Genomic DNA, 15753 nt, shown 5'->3' with positions numbered 1-15753 from the left:
CGTCGGCGACGTCAAGGACGGCGCCAAGACCCTCGCCGACAAGATCACCGGCAAGCACTGATCCTCATCCCGCGGCGCCGGGCCACCGGCGCCGCAGCCCCCCGGCGAGGTCCCATCACCCCGAGACAGGAGAGCAGCATGAACCGCGACCAGATCCGTGGCGCGTCCCGTCACCTCAAGGGTCGCGCCCAGACCGCCCTGGGCGGCCTGACCGGTGACCCGGCCCGCCAAGTGCGCGGCGCCGTGAACCAAGTGGCCGGCGGCGCTCAGTATGCCTACGGTCGCGCCCGCGACCGGGCCGAGGATTTGGCCGACGATGGCCGCCATCTGGCCGAGGCCGCCCGGACGCGGGCCGACCATCTCATCGGCGAGGGCCGCGAACGCGCCCGGGACGTGCGCCGCCGTGGCGCGGTCTACGGCCGGCAGGCGATCCGCACGGTCGAGGCCAACCGCACGAACACCCTGCTGGGTCTGGCCGCGCTCGCCTTCGCGGCCGGCTGGCTCGTCCGCCGCACCCGCTGAAGGAGGCCCCCATGCTGCGCAAGATCCTGGCGGCCTTCATCGTGCCGAAGCTCATCGACTATGTCGGCCGCCGCTTCGACCGGCGCCAGCGCACCGGCCGGACCTACTGAGGTAACGCACCGTCGTGGCGGCCGTCGTTCCCGCGCCCGCCCCGGACGCGGACGCCGGGAGACCGGCCGGGGCCACGCGGCCCGCCTCCGCGGCGGCACCCGCACGCCCTGCGCGACCCGCGGGCCGCTATCCCGGCGCCTTCCAGATGCTGGCGGCGATCCGCGTCGTCTCGACCAGTGCCGCGTGGAGCGCCGCGTCGCCGTCGCAGCGGCCGGCGCGGATGGCTGCGACCAGAGCCGCCGGCGCGGCGGCGTCCCCTTCGGCGGCGTCCCCTTCGGCGGAGAGCACGCCAAGCACCCGCGCCCAGGCCTCGGCGGCGGCACCCTCCTGCTCGATCTCCCGCAGGACGATGCCCATCGCGTTGGCGGCCATCAGCAGGACGTAACGCTGGCGCCCCGACAGGGCGGGGGCGACCTCGTCGAGGAGGCTCTGCCGGGCCACCGCCAGGAGGGCGGCGCCCGCGGGCGCGTCCGGGTAGGCGGCGCTCATCGGGCTCCCCATCGTTCGGGCGCGGTCTCGCGCAGGATCGTGGCTTCGAGTTCGGGCGCCATCCGGCCGGTGAGCGCGAGCTCCAGCGACGTCTCCTGGCCCGAGACGTGGCGGTGGCCCTGCTCCAGGGCGATCACCGCCCAGCGCAGATGCGCCATGATCTCCCAGTAGCGCACGGCCTCCGGGTCGATCCTGCGTCCGCTCTCGGCTTCATAGCCGCGGTAGAAGGCGGCCCGCGGGGCGATGCCGCCGGCCTCCAGGTCGGGCCGGCCGAACCGCCAGCAGGCGGCGCAGAACCAGCCGATATCCTGGACCGGGTCACCCCAGCCGGCGAATTCCCAATCGAGGATCGCGGTCAGGCCCTCGGCATCGACCATGTAGTTGCCGGTGCGGAAGTCGCGATGGACCAGGACCGGCTCGGGACAGGGCGGCGCGTGGCATTCGGCCCAGCGCAGGCCCCATTCGAGGGCCGGGCGCACGGCGCCGATCCCGTCGAGATTCGCCCGCAGGGTGCGGATCTCGGTGAGCGCCGGATGCGCGTCGGGCGCACCGAGGAAGGCGAGGTCGTCCGCCAGGGTGGCGCGGCCGGGGCCATCGGCCCGCAGGATTCCGTGGATCCGGGCCAGCTCCCGCCCGAGCTGCTCGGCCAGGGCCGCCCGGTCGCCGCCGAGGCGCGTGTCCTTCACCACCCGCGGCCCCAGCCCGACCCCGGAGACGAGCCCCATCAGGGCGAAGGGCGCCCCGACCACGCCCGGATCGGCGCAGAATCCGACCGGCTCCGGCACCCGCACGCCGGCCGCGAAGGCGGCGCGCAGGATCCGGAACTCCTCGGCCCGCGGGCGGCTCGACGCGATGGTGGCCGGCGCGTCCTTGCGCAGGACGAAGCCCCGCTCGCCGCCGTCGACCCGGCAGGCCAGCATCCAGTTCTCCTGGATCGAGCCGCCGGTCAGCGGCCGGATGTCGTCGAGGGTGACCGTCCCGGCCCCCAGGGTCCGGCCGATCCAGGCGCAGAGCGCCGTCCTTTGACCTGCGTCCAGCATGGGGGTTCAGGGCCGCGTCACTGGACGCGCTCGAGGGCCAGGGCGATCCCCTGGCCGCCGCCGATGCACATGGTCACGAGACCGTAGCGGCCGCCGGTCCGGGCCAGCTCGTAGAGGGCCTTCACGGTGATGATCGCCCCCGTGGCGCCGATCGGGTGGCCGAGGGCGATGGCGCCGCCGTTGGGGTTGACCGTGTCGGGATCGAGGTCGAGGGCGCGGGAGACCGCGCAGGCCTGGGCCGCGAAGGCCTCGTTCGACTCGATGACGTCGAAATCCCCCGCCCGCAGCCCGGTCCGCTCCAGCAGGCGCCGCACCGCCGGCACCGGGCCCATGCCCATCTCGGACGGGTCCACGCCCGCATGGGCGTAGCCGACGATCCGGGCGAGCGGCGTCGCGCCGTCGCGCTCGGCCTGCGCGGCGCTGGACAGGACCAGGGCGGCGGCGCCGTCGTTCAGCCCCGAGGCGTTGCCGGCCGTGACGCTGCCGGTCTTGGAGAAGGCCGGGCGGAGCTTGGCGAGGTCGTCGGCGCTCGTGGCCTTCGGGTGCTCGTCGGTGTCGAAGGCCACCGTCTCGCGCTTCCGCTGCACGTCGATCGGCAGGATCTGATCGCGGAACCGGCCCTCGCGGATCGCCCGGGCGGCGCGCGCCTGGCTCTCGGCCGCGAAGGCATCCTGCATGGCGCGGGGGATGGCGTAGCGCTCGGCCACGTTCTCGGCGGTGACGCCCATATGGCCGTTGCCGAACGGGTCGCTCAGCGCGCCGAGCATGTAGTCGACGAGGACGGCGTCACCCATGCGCGACCCGGTCCGCCCGGTGGTCAGGAGATGGGGCGCGCGGCTCATGCTCTCGGCCCCGCCGGCCACCGCAATCTCCGCGTCGCCGAGCAGGATGGACTGCGCGGCCGAGACGATCGCCTGCAGGCCGCTGCCGCAGAGGCGGTTGACCGTCATGGCCGGCACCTCCTTGGGGAGGCCGCCCTCCAGGGCGGCGACGCGGGCGATGTAGGCGTCCCGGGGCTCGGTGGGGATGACGTTGCCGAGGACCACGTGGCCGACCGCCTCGGGCGCGGTCCCGGCCCGGCGCAGCGCCTCGGCGACGCAGCGGGCGGCGAGGACGGAGGGGGGCGTTCCGGCGAGCGCGCCGCCGAACGTGCCGATCGCGGTGCGCACCGCGCCTGTGATCACGACATCGGTCATCGTCTTGGGCTCCATGGCTTACTCGGCCGATCGGCGGATGGGACAGCGGACAGCCTGGACGAGGCCGTGCTCACGCCCCGACACCCCACGACCAGAAGGCGTCGCCCTCGGCCTCCAGATTGCGGTTGAGGACCATCTTGTGGACCTCGTCGGCCCCGTCCACGAGGCGGGCCTGCCGGGCGTAGCGGTAGATCCATTCCAGCGGCGTGTCGGTGGAATAGCCCCGGGCGCCGTTGATCTGGATCGCCGTGTCGGCGGCCGCGTGGAGGAGGTTGGCCACGTGCACCTTGGCCATCGACACCTCCTTGCGGGCGAAGCTGCCCTGGTCCAGCGCCCAGGCGGCCTTCATCACCAGGAGGCGGCCGATCTCGATCCGCATGGCGAGGTCGCCGAGCATCAGCTGGATGCTCTCCCGGTCGGCGAGGCGCACGCCGAAGCCGTGCCGCTCGGCCGCATAGGCCCGGGCGATCGCGACGCAGCGCTTCGACAGGCCGAGCCAGCGCATGCAGTGGGTCAGCCGCGCCGGCCCGAGGCGGATCTGGGTGAGCTTGAGGCCGTCGCCCTCGCTCATCAGCACGTTCTCGGCCGGGATCTCCAGGCCCTCGAACAGCAATTCGCAATGGCCGCCATGCTCCTCCGGCCCCATGATCGGGATGCGGCGCAGGATCCGCCAGCCGGGCTGGTCCCTATGGAACAGGAAGGCGGTCAGCCCTTTCCGCGCGTCGTCGGAGGTGCGCGCCATCAGGATGAAGTGCGCGGCCTCCTCGGCGCCGGTGATGTACCACTTGCGGCCGGTGACCACGTAGCGGTCGCCCCGCCGCTCGGCCCGGGTCTGGATCATCCCCGGATCGGAGCCGCCGCCGGGATGCGGCTCGGTCATGGCGAAGGCCGAGCGGACCCGTCCGTCGACGATCGGCGCGAGCCAGCGCGCCTTCTGGGCCGGCGTCGCCACCTTCTCCAGCACCATCATGTTGCCGTCGTCCGGCGCGGCCGCGTTGAACACGACCGGCCCGAAGATCGACCGGTTCATGGCCTCGTAGCAGACCGCCATGCCGACCCTGTCGAGCCCGGCGCCGCCGGTCTCGGGCCGCAGCTGCAGGCACCACAGGCCCTGGTCGCGGGCGAGACCCCGCAGCCGGGCCAGCTCGGTGAGGCTGATGTTGCCGTGGCCGTCATAGGCCGTCGGATCGGCCTCCAGCGGCAGGATGTGCGTGTCCACGAAGGCCGCGATCCGGGCGCGGTAATCCTCGACGCGCGGGGAGATGGTGAAATCCATGAGCCCACCTGCTGTGCCGGCCCAGGCGATAAAAATCGAGCGAGCGCTCGCTTTTTATCGCCTGGATTCGGATCTGGCAACGCGCTAAGGGCGACTGGCAACGGGCCAAGGGACGGGGACCGTCTTCGGCCGTCGCCCCGACCGGCCCGCGCGACGATGGATCGATGAGACCCGCTGACGCTCCCCCGTCCGCCCGTCCGGCCGAATTGCCGGCGAAGGACGCCTACGCGACCGAGGCGATCTGCGCGCGGATCCTGGCGCGGCACCGGGACCGGATCAGCGTCCGGAAGGATCACGTCGCCACCGCCAACCTCGCCCGGATCATCGAGGCGGTGCTGAAGCTGTCGAGCCGGCAGGGCTTCCACGAGACCAGCCTGCGCGACCTCGCCCAGGCCTCGGGCCTCAGCATGGGCGGGCTCTACTCGTACTTCGACAACAAGAACACGCTTCTGGTGATGATCCTCACCGAGGTGGCCGAGACGGCCGAGGCCGTCCTGCGGCAGGCTCCCGCGGGGATCGAGGGGGATCCGGCCGCGCATCTGCGCTGGCTGATCGAGACCCATATCCGCCTGACCGAGGCGATGCAGCCTTGGTTCGTCTTCGCCTTCATGGAGGCGAAGGGGTTTCCGGCCCCCGCCCGGACGATGGCGACCGAGAGCGAGGCCGCCACGGAGCGCATCTTCGCCGAGGTCCTCGCCCGCGGCGTTGCGGCGGGCGTCTTCGCGGTCGCCGACGTCGATCTCACCGCCGCGCTGATCAAGCCGCTCCTGCAGGACTGGTACGTGAAGCGGGCCAAGCACCGGAAGCGCGGCATCCCGATCCAGCGCTACATCGCCGGCGTCATCGCCTTCGTCGAGAAGGGCATCGCGGCGCCCTGACCGCGTCGGCGCGGCCCGCTTCGCGCCGCTGCCGGCCGCCCTCCGCGAACGGACCGCCCGGGCGCCGGGCGTCCCCGGCCGCCGCGCCCTCGCGGCGAGGCGCTAGGAGGCCGGGGCGCGGCCCGACGCCAGCGGCCCGGGCAGCGCCCCGATCAGGACCCGCAGGCCGCCGATGTCGTCGAGGACGGCGTCGGCGGCGTCTGCGTCTTCGGGGCGCCCGTAGCCGTAGCGGGCCAGGATCGCGGCGACGCCCGCCGCGCGGGCCGCCGCGATGTCGTGGTGCATGTCGCCGACCATGACGGCCCGGCCGGGCTCGACCCCCAGCCGGCGCAGGGCCTCCCGGAGCGGCGCGGGATCGGGCTTGCGTTGGGGCAGCGTGTCGCCGCCCACCACCGTGTCGATCAGCGGCGTCAGCCCCACCGCATCCAGGATCAGGCCGGTGGCGCGGGCCGGCTTGTTGGTGACGATCGCCAGCGCGAGGCCCGCCTCCCGGAGCGCGCGGACGGCTTCCGCCGCGCCGGGGAACAGGGCCGTGCCGGCCGCCGCGATCGGCTCGTACACGGCCAGGAAGGCCGGCAGCAGCTCCGCCGCCCGGTCGGCGTCGCCACCGGAGGCCCGCAGGGCGCGCTGCAGCAGCGCCAGGGCGCCGTCGCCCACCATCGCCCGCACCGCGGCGGCCGAGACCGGCGGCAAGCCTTCCTGCGCCAGAATCGCGTTGAGGGCCGTCCGGAGATCGGCCAGGCTGTCGACGAGGGTGCCGTCGAGATCGAGGAGAACGGCGTCGAAGCGCGACGGGGCCGCAGGCAAGGGTGTTCTCCGCGTCGAGGGGGGCCGCCGCCGGACGCCGACGCTTCGGTCTCCGGGACGGGCGGTTCCTAGCGGGTCGCGCGCGGCCGGGCCAGGGAGCGCCGCTCGCAACGGGCGCGACCCGCGATGACGCGGCCATGTCCGGGCCATGTCCGGCCCGTGACCGGCCCCGCGGGTTCGGACGATTGCGAGCGGCCCGGCGGATCGCGCGGCGCATCCGCACGCGGCTGGCGAATCCGGCCTCCTGGGCGATCGCCCCGATGGCAGGCGTCTCACCGCCCGGATCCGCTCGGCCGCCGCGACGCGGATCGTCCCGATGGCCCGGCGCGCCGGGACACGAAGCGTGACCGGACGGGAGGCATCCGCGTCCGGACCCGGCGGCCCGGATGCGGCACCGCCTATCGCGGCCCGGAGCCGGCCGGCGTCTGATCGGTGCAGGTGATGGGCTTGCCGGACCCGTCGGTCCACGTGACCGACCGCCCCTTGCCCCGCAGCTCGTGGGTGGCGTCGGCATAGCGGAACCCCGACCCGCTCAGCTGCACCGGCAGGGTGACGGCGCCGCCGTCGCCCGGCCGGACGATTGCCTGCTCCGGCCCCGCGCCGTTCACGAACGTGACGGCCAGCGTCCGCCCCGTCGGACAGGCGAAGGTCACGTGGATCGTCTCGGGCCGCCCCGGTCCGGCCGCAGCCCCGTGCGGCCCGGCGGCCACGAGCAGGCCGCCCACGAGGATCGCGGGCCGGACGGCACGGGCAGGGATTCTCATCGACCACTCTCCAGACACGTTCCGGCGGCCGCGTGGCGGCCGTCCCGACGATCATCGCCGGGATGCGCCCTGCGGGCAATCGGAGGCCTTCCCGGATCACTTGAAATGCGCGGGACCGAACAATTGTATTGATCTAGAATATTTCATTGCCGCACAGTAACCAAAGACCAATACAGTAAATAATTCACGATTTGTCCAACGCGACAAGACGGATCACGGTCCAGTCTCGTCCATCACGGTGTGCCGGCCGCGATCGAAGATCGGTCCGGTCGGCGAGCCAAGCGTCCGGGGCTGTTGCGACGGGGCTGTCCAGGACGCGAATCCGGGTCGTGGCTGACCACCGCCCGCGCGCGCCGCTTAAATGGCTCCTTAATGAAAGGAAAATAGTAATGCGAAAATCGCGCAGCTGCAGATCCAATGAACCGCCCGAAACACGCTCTGTCGACACTGATCGCGGCGCTGACCAAATCCCCGCGCGGCCTGACCGCCATCCGTCAGCTCGCGGAACTGCAGAAACAGGTCCCGTCCCTCTACGGACTGCTCTCGGTCAATGCCTGCGCGCTCGCCGCGACGCATTATGCCCTGGCGCCCGCCATCCTGACGCTCGGCATTCCGGCGGTCGTGATCTCGCTGTGCCTGATCCGCGGGGTCCACTGGCTGCGCCTGCGGCCCGAGACGTTGAGCGAGGCGCAGGCGGTCCATCATCTGCGGCGGACCACGGTGCTCACGATCTTCTTCTCGATCGTCTTCGTGGTCTGGGCGATGGTCCTGACCGGGTTCGGCGGCCCCTACGAGCAGGGCCACGCGGCGATCTTCGTGGCCGTCACGGTGATCGCCTGCATCTTCTGCCTGACCCATCTGCCGGTCGCAGCCTTCCTGGTGACCGGCATCGTCATGAGCGTGTTCCTGTTCTGCTGCGTGACGAGCGGGAACAAGGTCTTCCTCGCCATCGCGGCGAACACGGCCTTCGTGACGGTGGTGATGGTCCGGACCCTCAATACCAACTACCGGGCCTTCGTCGACCTCGTGGCGTCCCAGGCCGTGGCGAGCCGGCTCTCCGAGGAGAATGCGCGCCTTGCCCAGACCGACAGCCTGACCGGCCTGCCGAACCGCCGCTACTTCTTCCAGAAGCTCGACGAGGCGATCCGCTCGCCCTCGGAGGCGGGCGCGCCCTTCGCCCTGGCCATCTTCGACCTCGACCGTTTCAAGCCGATCAACGACACCTACGGGCATAATGTCGGCGACCGCGTCCTGGCGGAAGCCGGCCGGCGCCTCGCGGAATTCGCCAGCGCCGACGTGGTGGTGACGCGGCTGGGCGGCGACGAATTCGGCGTGATTCTCCGAGCGTCCGAAGGGGCCGCGGCGGCGCTCGCCTTCTGCGACGGCATCTGCACGGCGCTGCAGCAGCCGACGCGGATCGGCGACATCCGGGTCGTCACGGGCTGCTCGGGCGGCCTCGCCCTCTCCTGCAAGGCCACGCGCGACGCGGACGCCCTGTTCGACCGCGCCGACTACGCGCTCTACCACTCGAAGGAGCAGCGGCGCGGCGCGACGACCCTGTTCTCGCAGGAGCACAAGGACGCCATCCATGCCGAGCAGGCGGTGGAGACGGCCCTGCGGACGGCCGACCTCGCCGCCGAGATGGTCCTGCACTACCAGCCGATCCTCGACACGGAGACGGGGCGGATCGCCTTCGTGGAGGGTCTGGCGCGGTGGACGAGCCCGTCGCTGGGCCAGGTCGGGCCGGACCGGTTCATCGCGGCAGCCGAGCGCTGCGGCATGATCCACACGGTCACGCTCCTGCTCCTGCGCAAGGCGCTCGCCGACGGCGCGCGGCTGCCGCCCGAGACCGGCCTGTCCTTCAACCTCTCCGCCCACGATCTCGCCTCGCCGGAGACCGTCCTGGCGATCCTGGCCGCGGTGCAGGGCAGCGGCCTCGACCCGCGCCGGCTGACGCTCGAACTCACCGAGACCGCCCTGATGCGCGACTTCGATCACGCCAAGGCGGCCATCACCGCCCTGCGCAGCCTCGGCATCAAGATCGCGCTCGACGATTTCGGGACGGGCTATTCCAGCCTGGGCTACGTCCACCGCCTGCCGCTGGACAAGATCAAGATCGACCGCAGCTTCATGGTCGACATCAACACGGACCGGGGCTGCAGCCTGATCTCCACGATCCTGGACCTGTGCCGCAACCTCGGTCTCGACGGGATCGTCGAGGGGATCGAGACGCAGGCCCAGCTGGACGTGGCGCGGCGGCACGGCAGCCGCTACGTCCAGGGCTATCACATCGGCCGGCCGATGCCCCTCGCCGCCCTGCTCCAGCGGATGGACCACGACGCCGGCGCGGTGCGTCGCAGGGCCTGAGGGGCGGGCGGCGCGTCGCCATCCGCCGGCACGGCGCCGTCCGTCGGGCCGCAGCCTCAGGCGGCCACCGGGGCCGCCCCGGGTTCCGGCAGCTGCATGTGGCGGTGGGCGTGCCGGGTGAGGACGCGGCCGCGGGGGGTGCGCTGCACGAAGCCGCGCTGGATGAGATACGGCTCGATGATGTCCTCGATCGCGTCGCGCGGCTCCGACAGGGCCGCCCCGATCGTCTCGATCCCCACGGGCCCGCCCCCGAAGGAGCGCGCGATCAGGCTCAGGTACTTGCGGTCCATCACGTCGAGCCCGGCCGCGTCCACGTCGAGCAGCTGCAGCGCCCGGTCGGCGATCGCCCGCGTCACCGTCTCGGCCTCCGCCACCACGGCGAAGTCCCGCACCCGCCGCAGGAGACGCCCGGCGATCCGCGGCGTGCCCCGCGCCCGCCGGGCGATCTCGTTGGCGCCCTCCGCCGACATCCCCAGGCCCAGGACCCGCGCCCCGCGCGCCACGATCTGCTCCAGCTCGTCGATCTCGTAGAATTCCAGCCGGATCGGGATCCCGAACCGGTCGCGCAGCGGCGTGGTCAGAAGCCCCGCCCGGGTCGTGGCGCCCACCAGCGTGAACTTCGGCAGCTCGATCTTGACCGAGCGCGCCGCCGGGCCCTCGCCGATGATCAGGTCGAGCTGGTAATCCTCCATGGCCGGGTAGAGGATCTCCTCCACAGCCGGGTTGAGCCGGTGGATCTCGTCGATGAACAGGACGTCGCGCTCCTCCAGGTTGGTGAGCTGTGCGGCCAGGTCCCCGGCCTTGGCGATCACCGGGCCGGAGGTCGAGCGGAAGTTCACGCCGAGTTCGCGCGCCACGATCTGGGCGAGCGTCGTCTTGCCCAGGCCCGGGGGGCCGACGAACAGCACGTGGTCCAGCGCCTGGCCGGTCTTCCGCGCCGCCTCGATGAACACCTGCATGTTCGCCCGCGCCGCACGCTGCCCGATGAATTCGGACAGGCTCAGAGGGCGGATCGTCTGATCCGGCTCGTCGGCGACCGGATCCGCGCCCGTCCGGAGCGGCGCCATCGTTCAGGCCGCCCTGGCGCGGCCCGACGCCCCCTCGAAGGGCTGGACCAGGACGCGCCGGCCCGAGAGGTCGTGCACGCTCACCCGCCACTCGGCCCAGTCGGTCCGGTTCGCCAGCGACTGCCGCACGTCGGAGGCGACCTTCCGGGCCCGATCGACCAGGCGTGCCGCGGCGCGGACCTCGGTGCCGCGGGCATCGAACACGCATTCGAGGCCGTTGGTGCAGTGGAACCGGTACTTGGCCATCCCTCGCTCCTCCTCGGCCGCCCCGTGCGGCCCGCGTCGTTTGTTCATTATATGTTCTCATTTTCGCAGGATCCAGCCCCGGCGGAGCGTCGCAGGCGCCCCCGGCGGGGCCGGGGCGTCGGAGGTTCGGTTGCGGCCGACGGGATCGGCAGGGAACACCGCGCGCCCTGCGGGCTTACCGGCCCGGACGCTTCACCATCGGACCGGGATACCGCCATGCGCGCCACGCTCCTCGCCCTCCTGCTGGCCGCCGCCCTGGGCACGCCCGGCCGCGCCGCCGAGGCGCCGGCCGAGTCCGACGCCCTCAAGCCGATGGTGAAATCGGACAGCCTCGTGTTCAACGGCATCACCCGATCCCCGGACGGCCGGCTGTTCTCCCCGTTCCAGCGGCAGAGCAAGGACACGGGCCTCGAACTCGGCGAGTGGCGGGACGGCAAGGCGGTCCCGTTCCCCGACGCGGCCTGGAACGCCTGGAAGCCGGGCGACGATCCGGCCAAGGCCTTCGTGGCGGTCAACGCCATCCGGATCGGGCCGGACGGGGACCTCTGGGTGGTCGACAAGGGCGCGCCGGGCATGGGCGCGGCGCCGCTGCCGGGCGGCCCGAAGCTCGTGCAGATCGACCTCGCCACGAACGCCGTGCGCAAGGTCTATCCGCTGCAGGCGGCGACCGGCGAGAAGAGCTTCATCGACGATTTCCGCTTCAACGGCAGCCACATCTACCTGACGGATGCCGGCCAGCCCGGGCTGATCGTCCTCGACCGCGAGACCGGCGGCCTGCGGCGGGTGCTCGACGGCCATTGGTCCACCATCGCGCAGCGCCCGCTCACCGGCCAGGGCCGGGTGCTCCGGGACGACCAGGGCAAGCTGCTCTTCATCCACGCCGACCAGCTGGAGGTCTCGCCGGACGGCAAGACCTTCTACTATCAGGCCTGCACCGGGCCGCTCTACAGCATCGAGACCCGGTATCTCGACGACGCGACCGTGAGCGACGACGAGCGCGCCAAGCACGTCAAGCTCCACGCCGCCACCGTGGCGACGGGCGGCACCGCCATCGACGCGGCGGGCACGATCTACGCGAGCGACACGGACGGCCTGCGGATCCTCAGGATCGCGCCGGACGGGACGATGAGCACCCTGGTGCAGGACCCGCGGCTCGTCTGGGTCGACGCGATGTGGATCGACGAGCAGGGCGGCCTGTGGATCCCGGCGGCGCAGATGAACCGCACGCCGGCGATGAACGGCGGCGAGGCCTCGGCGGTCAAGTTCCCGACGACGATCTACCGGATGCAGATCGACGCCAAGCCGCTGCGCAACTGAGCCGGGTATGAAGCGCCTGACGCTCCGCGCGGAGAACCGGGATGCCGGTTCCCAAGTTTGACCGAAGCGGGGGCCGGGCCCCGGCGCGAGGATGGGAGGGACGGATCATGCGCAGGATTCGGACGTCGCGGCCGGCCGCCGCCTTCTTGGCGGCCGGCCTGATCGTCACGTGCGCGACGCCGACGCGGGCCGACGCCGCCCTCGTCCTTCGCGAGACCCGGCTCCACACGCCACCGGATTCCCACGAGCCGCAGCGGGCGATGGTCAACCTGCGCAACACCGGTCCGGACCTGGCGACGAACGTGACCGTCCTGTGTACCTTCACGGGGGCCGGTGGGGCGGTGCTCGACACGCAGCAGGCCTCGGTGCCGGAGGTCGTGGGCCTCGCCGACGTGCAGGCCGAGACGATCTACTACGGCTGGCCCCGCGCGAGCGGCGCCACCTGCCGCCTCGCCGAGCCGCACTGACCCGGTCCTCGCGGGCCGGCCGACGCAGCCTTGGCGGTTTCCGCGCGTTATGGTGCGTTCCCGTGGCGTCCCAGGTCCGTTTCCGGCAGAAGGCCCCCACGACCCGCCACCTCTGTCACAGCGCCAGTCCCGTGCCCGATTCACCGGCCCTCCCCGCCCCGGCGACCAGCCCCGACCGCCCCGCGCAGATCGGCCCCGTCGCGTCCGCGCGGCCGGCGGCGGAGCCCGTCGCGACGCCCGGACCCTGAGCGTGGACGCGACAGGGACCGACATGCTCCTGCGGCGCGCCCGCGCGCTGGAGGAGGAGGCCGCCGGATTGCGGGCGCGGGCGGCGACCACCGGCACCGGCGGCGCGCCGCCGATCCCCGACGGCGCCGCCCGGTTCGCCGCCATCGCCCTCGACCGCGACGGGTGCATCACCGCCTGGAACGCCGGCGCCGAGGACATCCTCGGTTGGACGGCGGAGGCGATGGGCGGCCAGCCCTTCGCGGCGCTGTTCACGCCCGAGGACCGGGCGGCGGGCCATCCCGGGGCCGCTCTGCGCAGGGCCCTGGACGAGGGCAGCGTCGCGGACGCGGACTGGCACCTGCGCGCCGTCGGCGGCCGCCGGCGGATGTCCGGCTCGGTGACGCCGCTGCGCGACGGGGCCGGTGCCCATGTCGGCTACGTGGCGGTGCTCCAGGACAGCCTGGACCTCGACACCGCCGACCGGGCGCTCCGGGAGGCCGAGGCCCGTCTGCTGCGGGCGCAGGAGGCGGGCGGGATCGGCCTGTTCACCGTGGGGGTCGACGACGGGCTCCTGCACCCGACCCCGCAATTCTGCCGGCTCTACGGCCTGCCGGAGCGCAGCACCTACCCGGCCGAGATCGTCGAGGCCCTGATCCTGCCGGAGGACCAGACCCTCGTCTCGACGGCAGCGAGCCGGCGCCGGGGCGACGCCCCGCGCGACGTCACCTACCGGATCCGGCGGCCGGATACCGGAGAGATCCGCTGGATCGCGCGGCAGGGCGAGATCGAGCGCGACGTCCACGGGCGCCCGGTGCGGTTCTCCGGGGTGGCGCGCGACATCACCGAGCAGCGGCAGGCCCGGGACGCCCTGCGCGCCGGCGAGGAGCGCTACCGGACGCTGTTCGACGCCATCGACGACGGCTTCTGCATCATCGAGTTCTTCGACGGCCCGCACGGCCCCCTGAGCGACTACGTCCACATCGAGGCCAATCCGGGCTACGAGCGCCACACCGGCATTCCCAACATCGTCGGACGGACCCTGCGCGGCCTCGTCGCGGCCGAGGACGCGGATGCGTGGCTCGACCTGTATGGCGGGGTGCTCCGCACCGGCCGCCCGATCCGGTTCGAACGCTTCTTCGCGCAGGCCGACCGCTTCATCGACGTCTCGGCGGCCCGGGTCGAGCCGCCGGGACGGCGTCAGGTCTCGGTGCTGTTCCGGGACGTCACGGCGCGCCGGCAGGCGGAGGACGCGCTGCGCGCCAGCGAGGCGCTCGCCCGCACCAACATCCAGCGCGTGCAGCTCGCCCTCGCGGCCGGCGCAATCATCGGCACGTGGTTCTGGGACCTGCCGAGCGACCGCTTCACCGTCGACGAGGCCTTCGCCCGCAGCTTCGGCCTCGATCCGGCCCTCGGCCGCGAGGGCCTGAGCCTCGCCCAGGTGGTGGAGACCGTACATCCCGACGACCGCGACGGCCTGGCCGAGGCCATCACGGCCGCGATCGCCCGGGGGGGCGCCTACGCGCACCAGTACCGGGTCCGCCGTGCCGACGGGAACTACTACTGGCTGGAGGCGAACGGCCGCGTCGACCATGCGCCGGACGGCACGCCCCTGAGCTTCCCCGGGGTCCTGATCGACGTGGACGAGCGTAAGGCCGTCGAGGCGGAGCGGGACCGGGTCACCGCGGCGCTGCGCAGCCTCAACGAGACCCTGGAGCAGCGGGTCGCCGCGCGCTCCGCCGAATTGATGCGCGCCGAGGAGGCCCTGCGCCAGTCGCAGAAGATGGAGGCGGTCGGCCAGCTCACCGGCGGGCTCGCCCACGACTTCAACAACATGCTGGCCGGGATCGTCGGCTCGCTGGAGCTGATGCAGACCCGGATGCTGCAGGGCCGGGTCGGCGACCTCGACCGCTACATCGGCGCGGCGCAGGGGGCGGCCAAGCGCGCCGCCGCCCTGACCCACCGCCTGCTGGCCTTCTCGCGCCGCCAGACCCTCGACCCGAAGCCGACGGACGTGAACCGTCTGGTCGAGGGCATGATGGACCTCGTCCGCCGCACGGTCGGCCCCGCCGTGGCGATCGAGTCGGTGGGGGCCGGCGGCCTGTGGCCGACGCTGGTCGACCCGAGCCAGCTCGAGAACGCGCTGCTCAACCTGTGCATCAACGCCCGGGACGCGATGCCGGAGGGCGGCCGCATCGTCATCGAGACGGCCAACCGCTGGCTCGACCACCGGGCCGCCCAGGAGCGCGAGCTGGAGCCGGGCCAGTACGTCACGCTCTGCGTCTCGGACAACGGCACCGGCATGACCCCCGACGTGGTCGCCAAGGCCTTCGACCCGTTCTTCACCACCAAGCCGATCGGCGAGGGCACCGGCCTCGGCCTGTCGATGATCTACGGCTTCGCCAAGCAGTCCGGCGGGCAGGTCCGGATCTACTCCGAGATCGACCAGGGCACGATGGTCTGCCTGTACCTGCCCCGCCATCTCGGCGAGGCGGAGGCCGAGGTGAGCCTGCCCGACCTCGCCCACGCCCCCCGCGCCGAGCAGGGCGAGACGGTCCTGGTGGTGGACGACGAGCCCACCGTGCGGATGCTGGTGACCGAGGTGCTCGAAGACCTCGGCTACGCGGCGATCGAGGCGGCGGACGGGGCCTCGGGCCTGAAGGTGCTCCAGTCGGACGTGCGCATCGACATGCTCATCACCGATGTCGGCCTGCCCGGCGGCATGAACGGCCGCCAGATGGCCGATGCCGGCCGCCAGCACCGTGCCGACCTGAAGGTCCTGTTCATCACCGGCTACGCGGAGAACGCCGCCCTCAACCACGGCCATCTCGGCCCCGGCATGCAGGTGATGACGAAGCCCTTCGCCCTGGAGGCGCTGGCCACCCGCATCCGCGGCATCATCGGGGGCGAGGGCTGAGATCCGGAGGCCGCGGTCGGGCGCCAGGCGGCCGCATCCGGGGCGGTGCGGTCGGGCCGGACCG

At 72.8% G+C, this 15753-nt stretch carries 14 protein-coding genes; 6 read left to right on the top strand and 8 right to left on the bottom strand.

Annotated elements, in window-relative coordinates:
- Positions 1-138 precede the first annotated feature (138 nt).
- Positions 139-522 (top strand): CsbD family protein, encoded by a 384-nt coding sequence (locus ABIC70_RS27205; RefSeq protein ID WP_043350215.1) that lies wholly within the window; start codon positions 139-141, stop codon positions 520-522.
- Positions 523-759: 237 nt separating this feature from the next.
- Here ABIC70_RS27205 and ABIC70_RS27200 read toward each other — a convergent pair whose 3' ends face one another.
- The 4 genes from ABIC70_RS27200 to ABIC70_RS27185 all read right to left on the bottom strand — a co-directional run bounded on the left by ABIC70_RS27200 (position 760) and on the right by ABIC70_RS27185 (position 4634).
- Complete coding sequence (locus ABIC70_RS27200; RefSeq protein WP_354442185.1) at positions 760-1122, bottom strand: DUF6285 domain-containing protein; 363 nt, start codon at positions 1120-1122, stop codon at positions 760-762.
- Positions 1119-2162 carry a phosphotransferase family protein gene (locus ABIC70_RS27195; protein WP_354442183.1) on the bottom strand — a complete coding sequence of 348 codons (1044 nt, stop codon included), beginning with the start codon at positions 2160-2162 and terminating at the stop codon, positions 1119-1121. Before ABIC70_RS27195 ends, ABIC70_RS27200 begins: the two co-directional genes overlap by 4 nt.
- 17 nt (positions 2163-2179) lie before the next feature.
- Positions 2180-3358, bottom strand: a complete 1179-nt coding sequence (bktB, locus tag ABIC70_RS27190) for a beta-ketothiolase BktB (protein WP_043379482.1) — start codon at positions 3356-3358, stop codon at positions 2180-2182.
- A gap of 70 nt (positions 3359-3428) precedes the next feature.
- Positions 3429-4634, bottom strand: a complete 1206-nt coding sequence (locus ABIC70_RS27185) for an acyl-CoA dehydrogenase family protein (RefSeq protein WP_043379413.1) — start codon at positions 4632-4634, stop codon at positions 3429-3431.
- Positions 4635-4798: 164 nt separating this feature from the next.
- On the opposite strand from ABIC70_RS27185, the gene ABIC70_RS27180 reads away from it, so the two are divergent.
- The gene (locus ABIC70_RS27180) at positions 4799-5512 is read left to right on the top strand and encodes a TetR/AcrR family transcriptional regulator (RefSeq protein WP_278306211.1); all 714 of its coding nucleotides are present in this window, start codon (positions 4799-4801) and stop codon (positions 5510-5512) included.
- 102 nt (positions 5513-5614) lie between these two features.
- Here ABIC70_RS27180 and gph read toward each other — a convergent pair whose 3' ends face one another.
- The gene (gene gph / locus ABIC70_RS27175) at positions 5615-6319 is read right to left on the bottom strand and encodes a phosphoglycolate phosphatase (RefSeq protein WP_354442180.1); all 705 of its coding nucleotides are present in this window, start codon (positions 6317-6319) and stop codon (positions 5615-5617) included.
- 398 nt (positions 6320-6717) lie between these two features.
- The gene (locus ABIC70_RS27170; protein WP_043351262.1) at positions 6718-7083 is read right to left on the bottom strand and encodes an MliC family protein; all 366 of its coding nucleotides are present in this window, start codon (positions 7081-7083) and stop codon (positions 6718-6720) included.
- Positions 7084-7500: 417 nt separating this feature from the next.
- Here ABIC70_RS27170 and ABIC70_RS27165 point away from each other — a divergent pair, with 417 nt between their 5' ends.
- Positions 7501-9450 carry a putative bifunctional diguanylate cyclase/phosphodiesterase gene (locus tag ABIC70_RS27165; RefSeq protein WP_354442178.1) on the top strand — a complete coding sequence of 650 codons (1950 nt, stop codon included), beginning with the start codon at positions 7501-7503 and terminating at the stop codon, positions 9448-9450.
- 56 nt (positions 9451-9506) lie between these two features.
- Here the strand turns inward: ABIC70_RS27165 and ruvB are convergent, their stop codons facing one another.
- Both ruvB and ABIC70_RS27155 read right to left on the bottom strand, forming a co-directional pair.
- Entirely contained in the window at positions 9507-10517 is a 1011-nt protein-coding gene (ruvB, locus tag ABIC70_RS27160) for a Holliday junction branch migration DNA helicase RuvB (RefSeq protein ID WP_354442176.1), read from the bottom strand.
- Positions 10518-10520: 3 nt separating this feature from the next.
- Positions 10521-10763 (bottom strand): DUF6894 family protein, encoded by a 243-nt coding sequence (locus ABIC70_RS27155; RefSeq protein ID WP_043387267.1) that lies wholly within the window; start codon positions 10761-10763, stop codon positions 10521-10523.
- 216 nt (positions 10764-10979) lie between these two features.
- On the opposite strand from ABIC70_RS27155, the gene ABIC70_RS27150 reads away from it, so the two are divergent.
- The 3 genes from ABIC70_RS27150 (at position 10980) to ABIC70_RS27140 (ending at position 15689) form a co-directional block, all read left to right on the top strand.
- Positions 10980-12080 carry an SMP-30/gluconolactonase/LRE family protein gene (locus ABIC70_RS27150; protein ID WP_043387269.1) on the top strand — a complete coding sequence of 367 codons (1101 nt, stop codon included), beginning with the start codon at positions 10980-10982 and terminating at the stop codon, positions 12078-12080.
- A 107-nt stretch (positions 12081-12187) separates the two neighbouring features.
- Positions 12188-12547 carry a hypothetical protein gene (locus tag ABIC70_RS27145; RefSeq protein WP_043351061.1) on the top strand — a complete coding sequence of 120 codons (360 nt, stop codon included), beginning with the start codon at positions 12188-12190 and terminating at the stop codon, positions 12545-12547.
- Between the two features lie 250 nt (positions 12548-12797).
- Complete coding sequence (locus ABIC70_RS27140) at positions 12798-15689, top strand: PAS domain S-box protein (RefSeq protein ID WP_274926518.1); 2892 nt, start codon at positions 12798-12800, stop codon at positions 15687-15689.
- The last annotated feature ends 64 nt before the right edge of the window (positions 15690-15753 follow it).

This window comes from Methylobacterium sp. 1973 (genome assembly GCF_040545035.1).
GTDB lineage: Bacteria > Pseudomonadota > Alphaproteobacteria > Rhizobiales > Beijerinckiaceae > Methylobacterium > Methylobacterium fujisawaense.
This window is presented reverse-complemented; position numbering and strand designations above follow the sequence as displayed.

Coding starts and splice junctions, on each gene's coding strand:
- ABIC70_RS27200 (WP_354442185.1), bottom strand. CDS start 1,122: ATGAGCGCCGCCTACCCGGACGCGCCCGCGGGCGCCGCCCTCCTGGCG.
- ABIC70_RS27145 (WP_043351061.1), top strand. CDS start 12,188: ATGCGCAGGATTCGGACGTCGCGGCCGGCCGCCGCCTTCTTGGCGGCC.
- ruvB (WP_354442176.1), bottom strand. CDS start 10,517: ATGGCGCCGCTCCGGACGGGCGCGGATCCGGTCGCCGACGAGCCGGAT.
- ABIC70_RS27185 (WP_043379413.1), bottom strand. CDS start 4,634: ATGGATTTCACCATCTCCCCGCGCGTCGAGGATTACCGCGCCCGGATC.
- ABIC70_RS27155 (WP_043387267.1), bottom strand. CDS start 10,763: ATGGCCAAGTACCGGTTCCACTGCACCAACGGCCTCGAATGCGTGTTC.
- bktB (WP_043379482.1), bottom strand. CDS start 3,358: ATGACCGATGTCGTGATCACAGGCGCGGTGCGCACCGCGATCGGCACG.
- ABIC70_RS27180 (WP_278306211.1), top strand. CDS start 4,799: ATGAGACCCGCTGACGCTCCCCCGTCCGCCCGTCCGGCCGAATTGCCG.
- ABIC70_RS27150 (WP_043387269.1), top strand. CDS start 10,980: ATGCGCGCCACGCTCCTCGCCCTCCTGCTGGCCGCCGCCCTGGGCACG.
- ABIC70_RS27195 (WP_354442183.1), bottom strand. CDS start 2,162: ATGCTGGACGCAGGTCAAAGGACGGCGCTCTGCGCCTGGATCGGCCGG.
- ABIC70_RS27165 (WP_354442178.1), top strand. CDS start 7,501: ATGAACCGCCCGAAACACGCTCTGTCGACACTGATCGCGGCGCTGACC.
- ABIC70_RS27170 (WP_043351262.1), bottom strand. CDS start 7,083: ATGAGAATCCCTGCCCGTGCCGTCCGGCCCGCGATCCTCGTGGGCGGC.
- ABIC70_RS27205 (WP_043350215.1), top strand. CDS start 139: ATGAACCGCGACCAGATCCGTGGCGCGTCCCGTCACCTCAAGGGTCGC.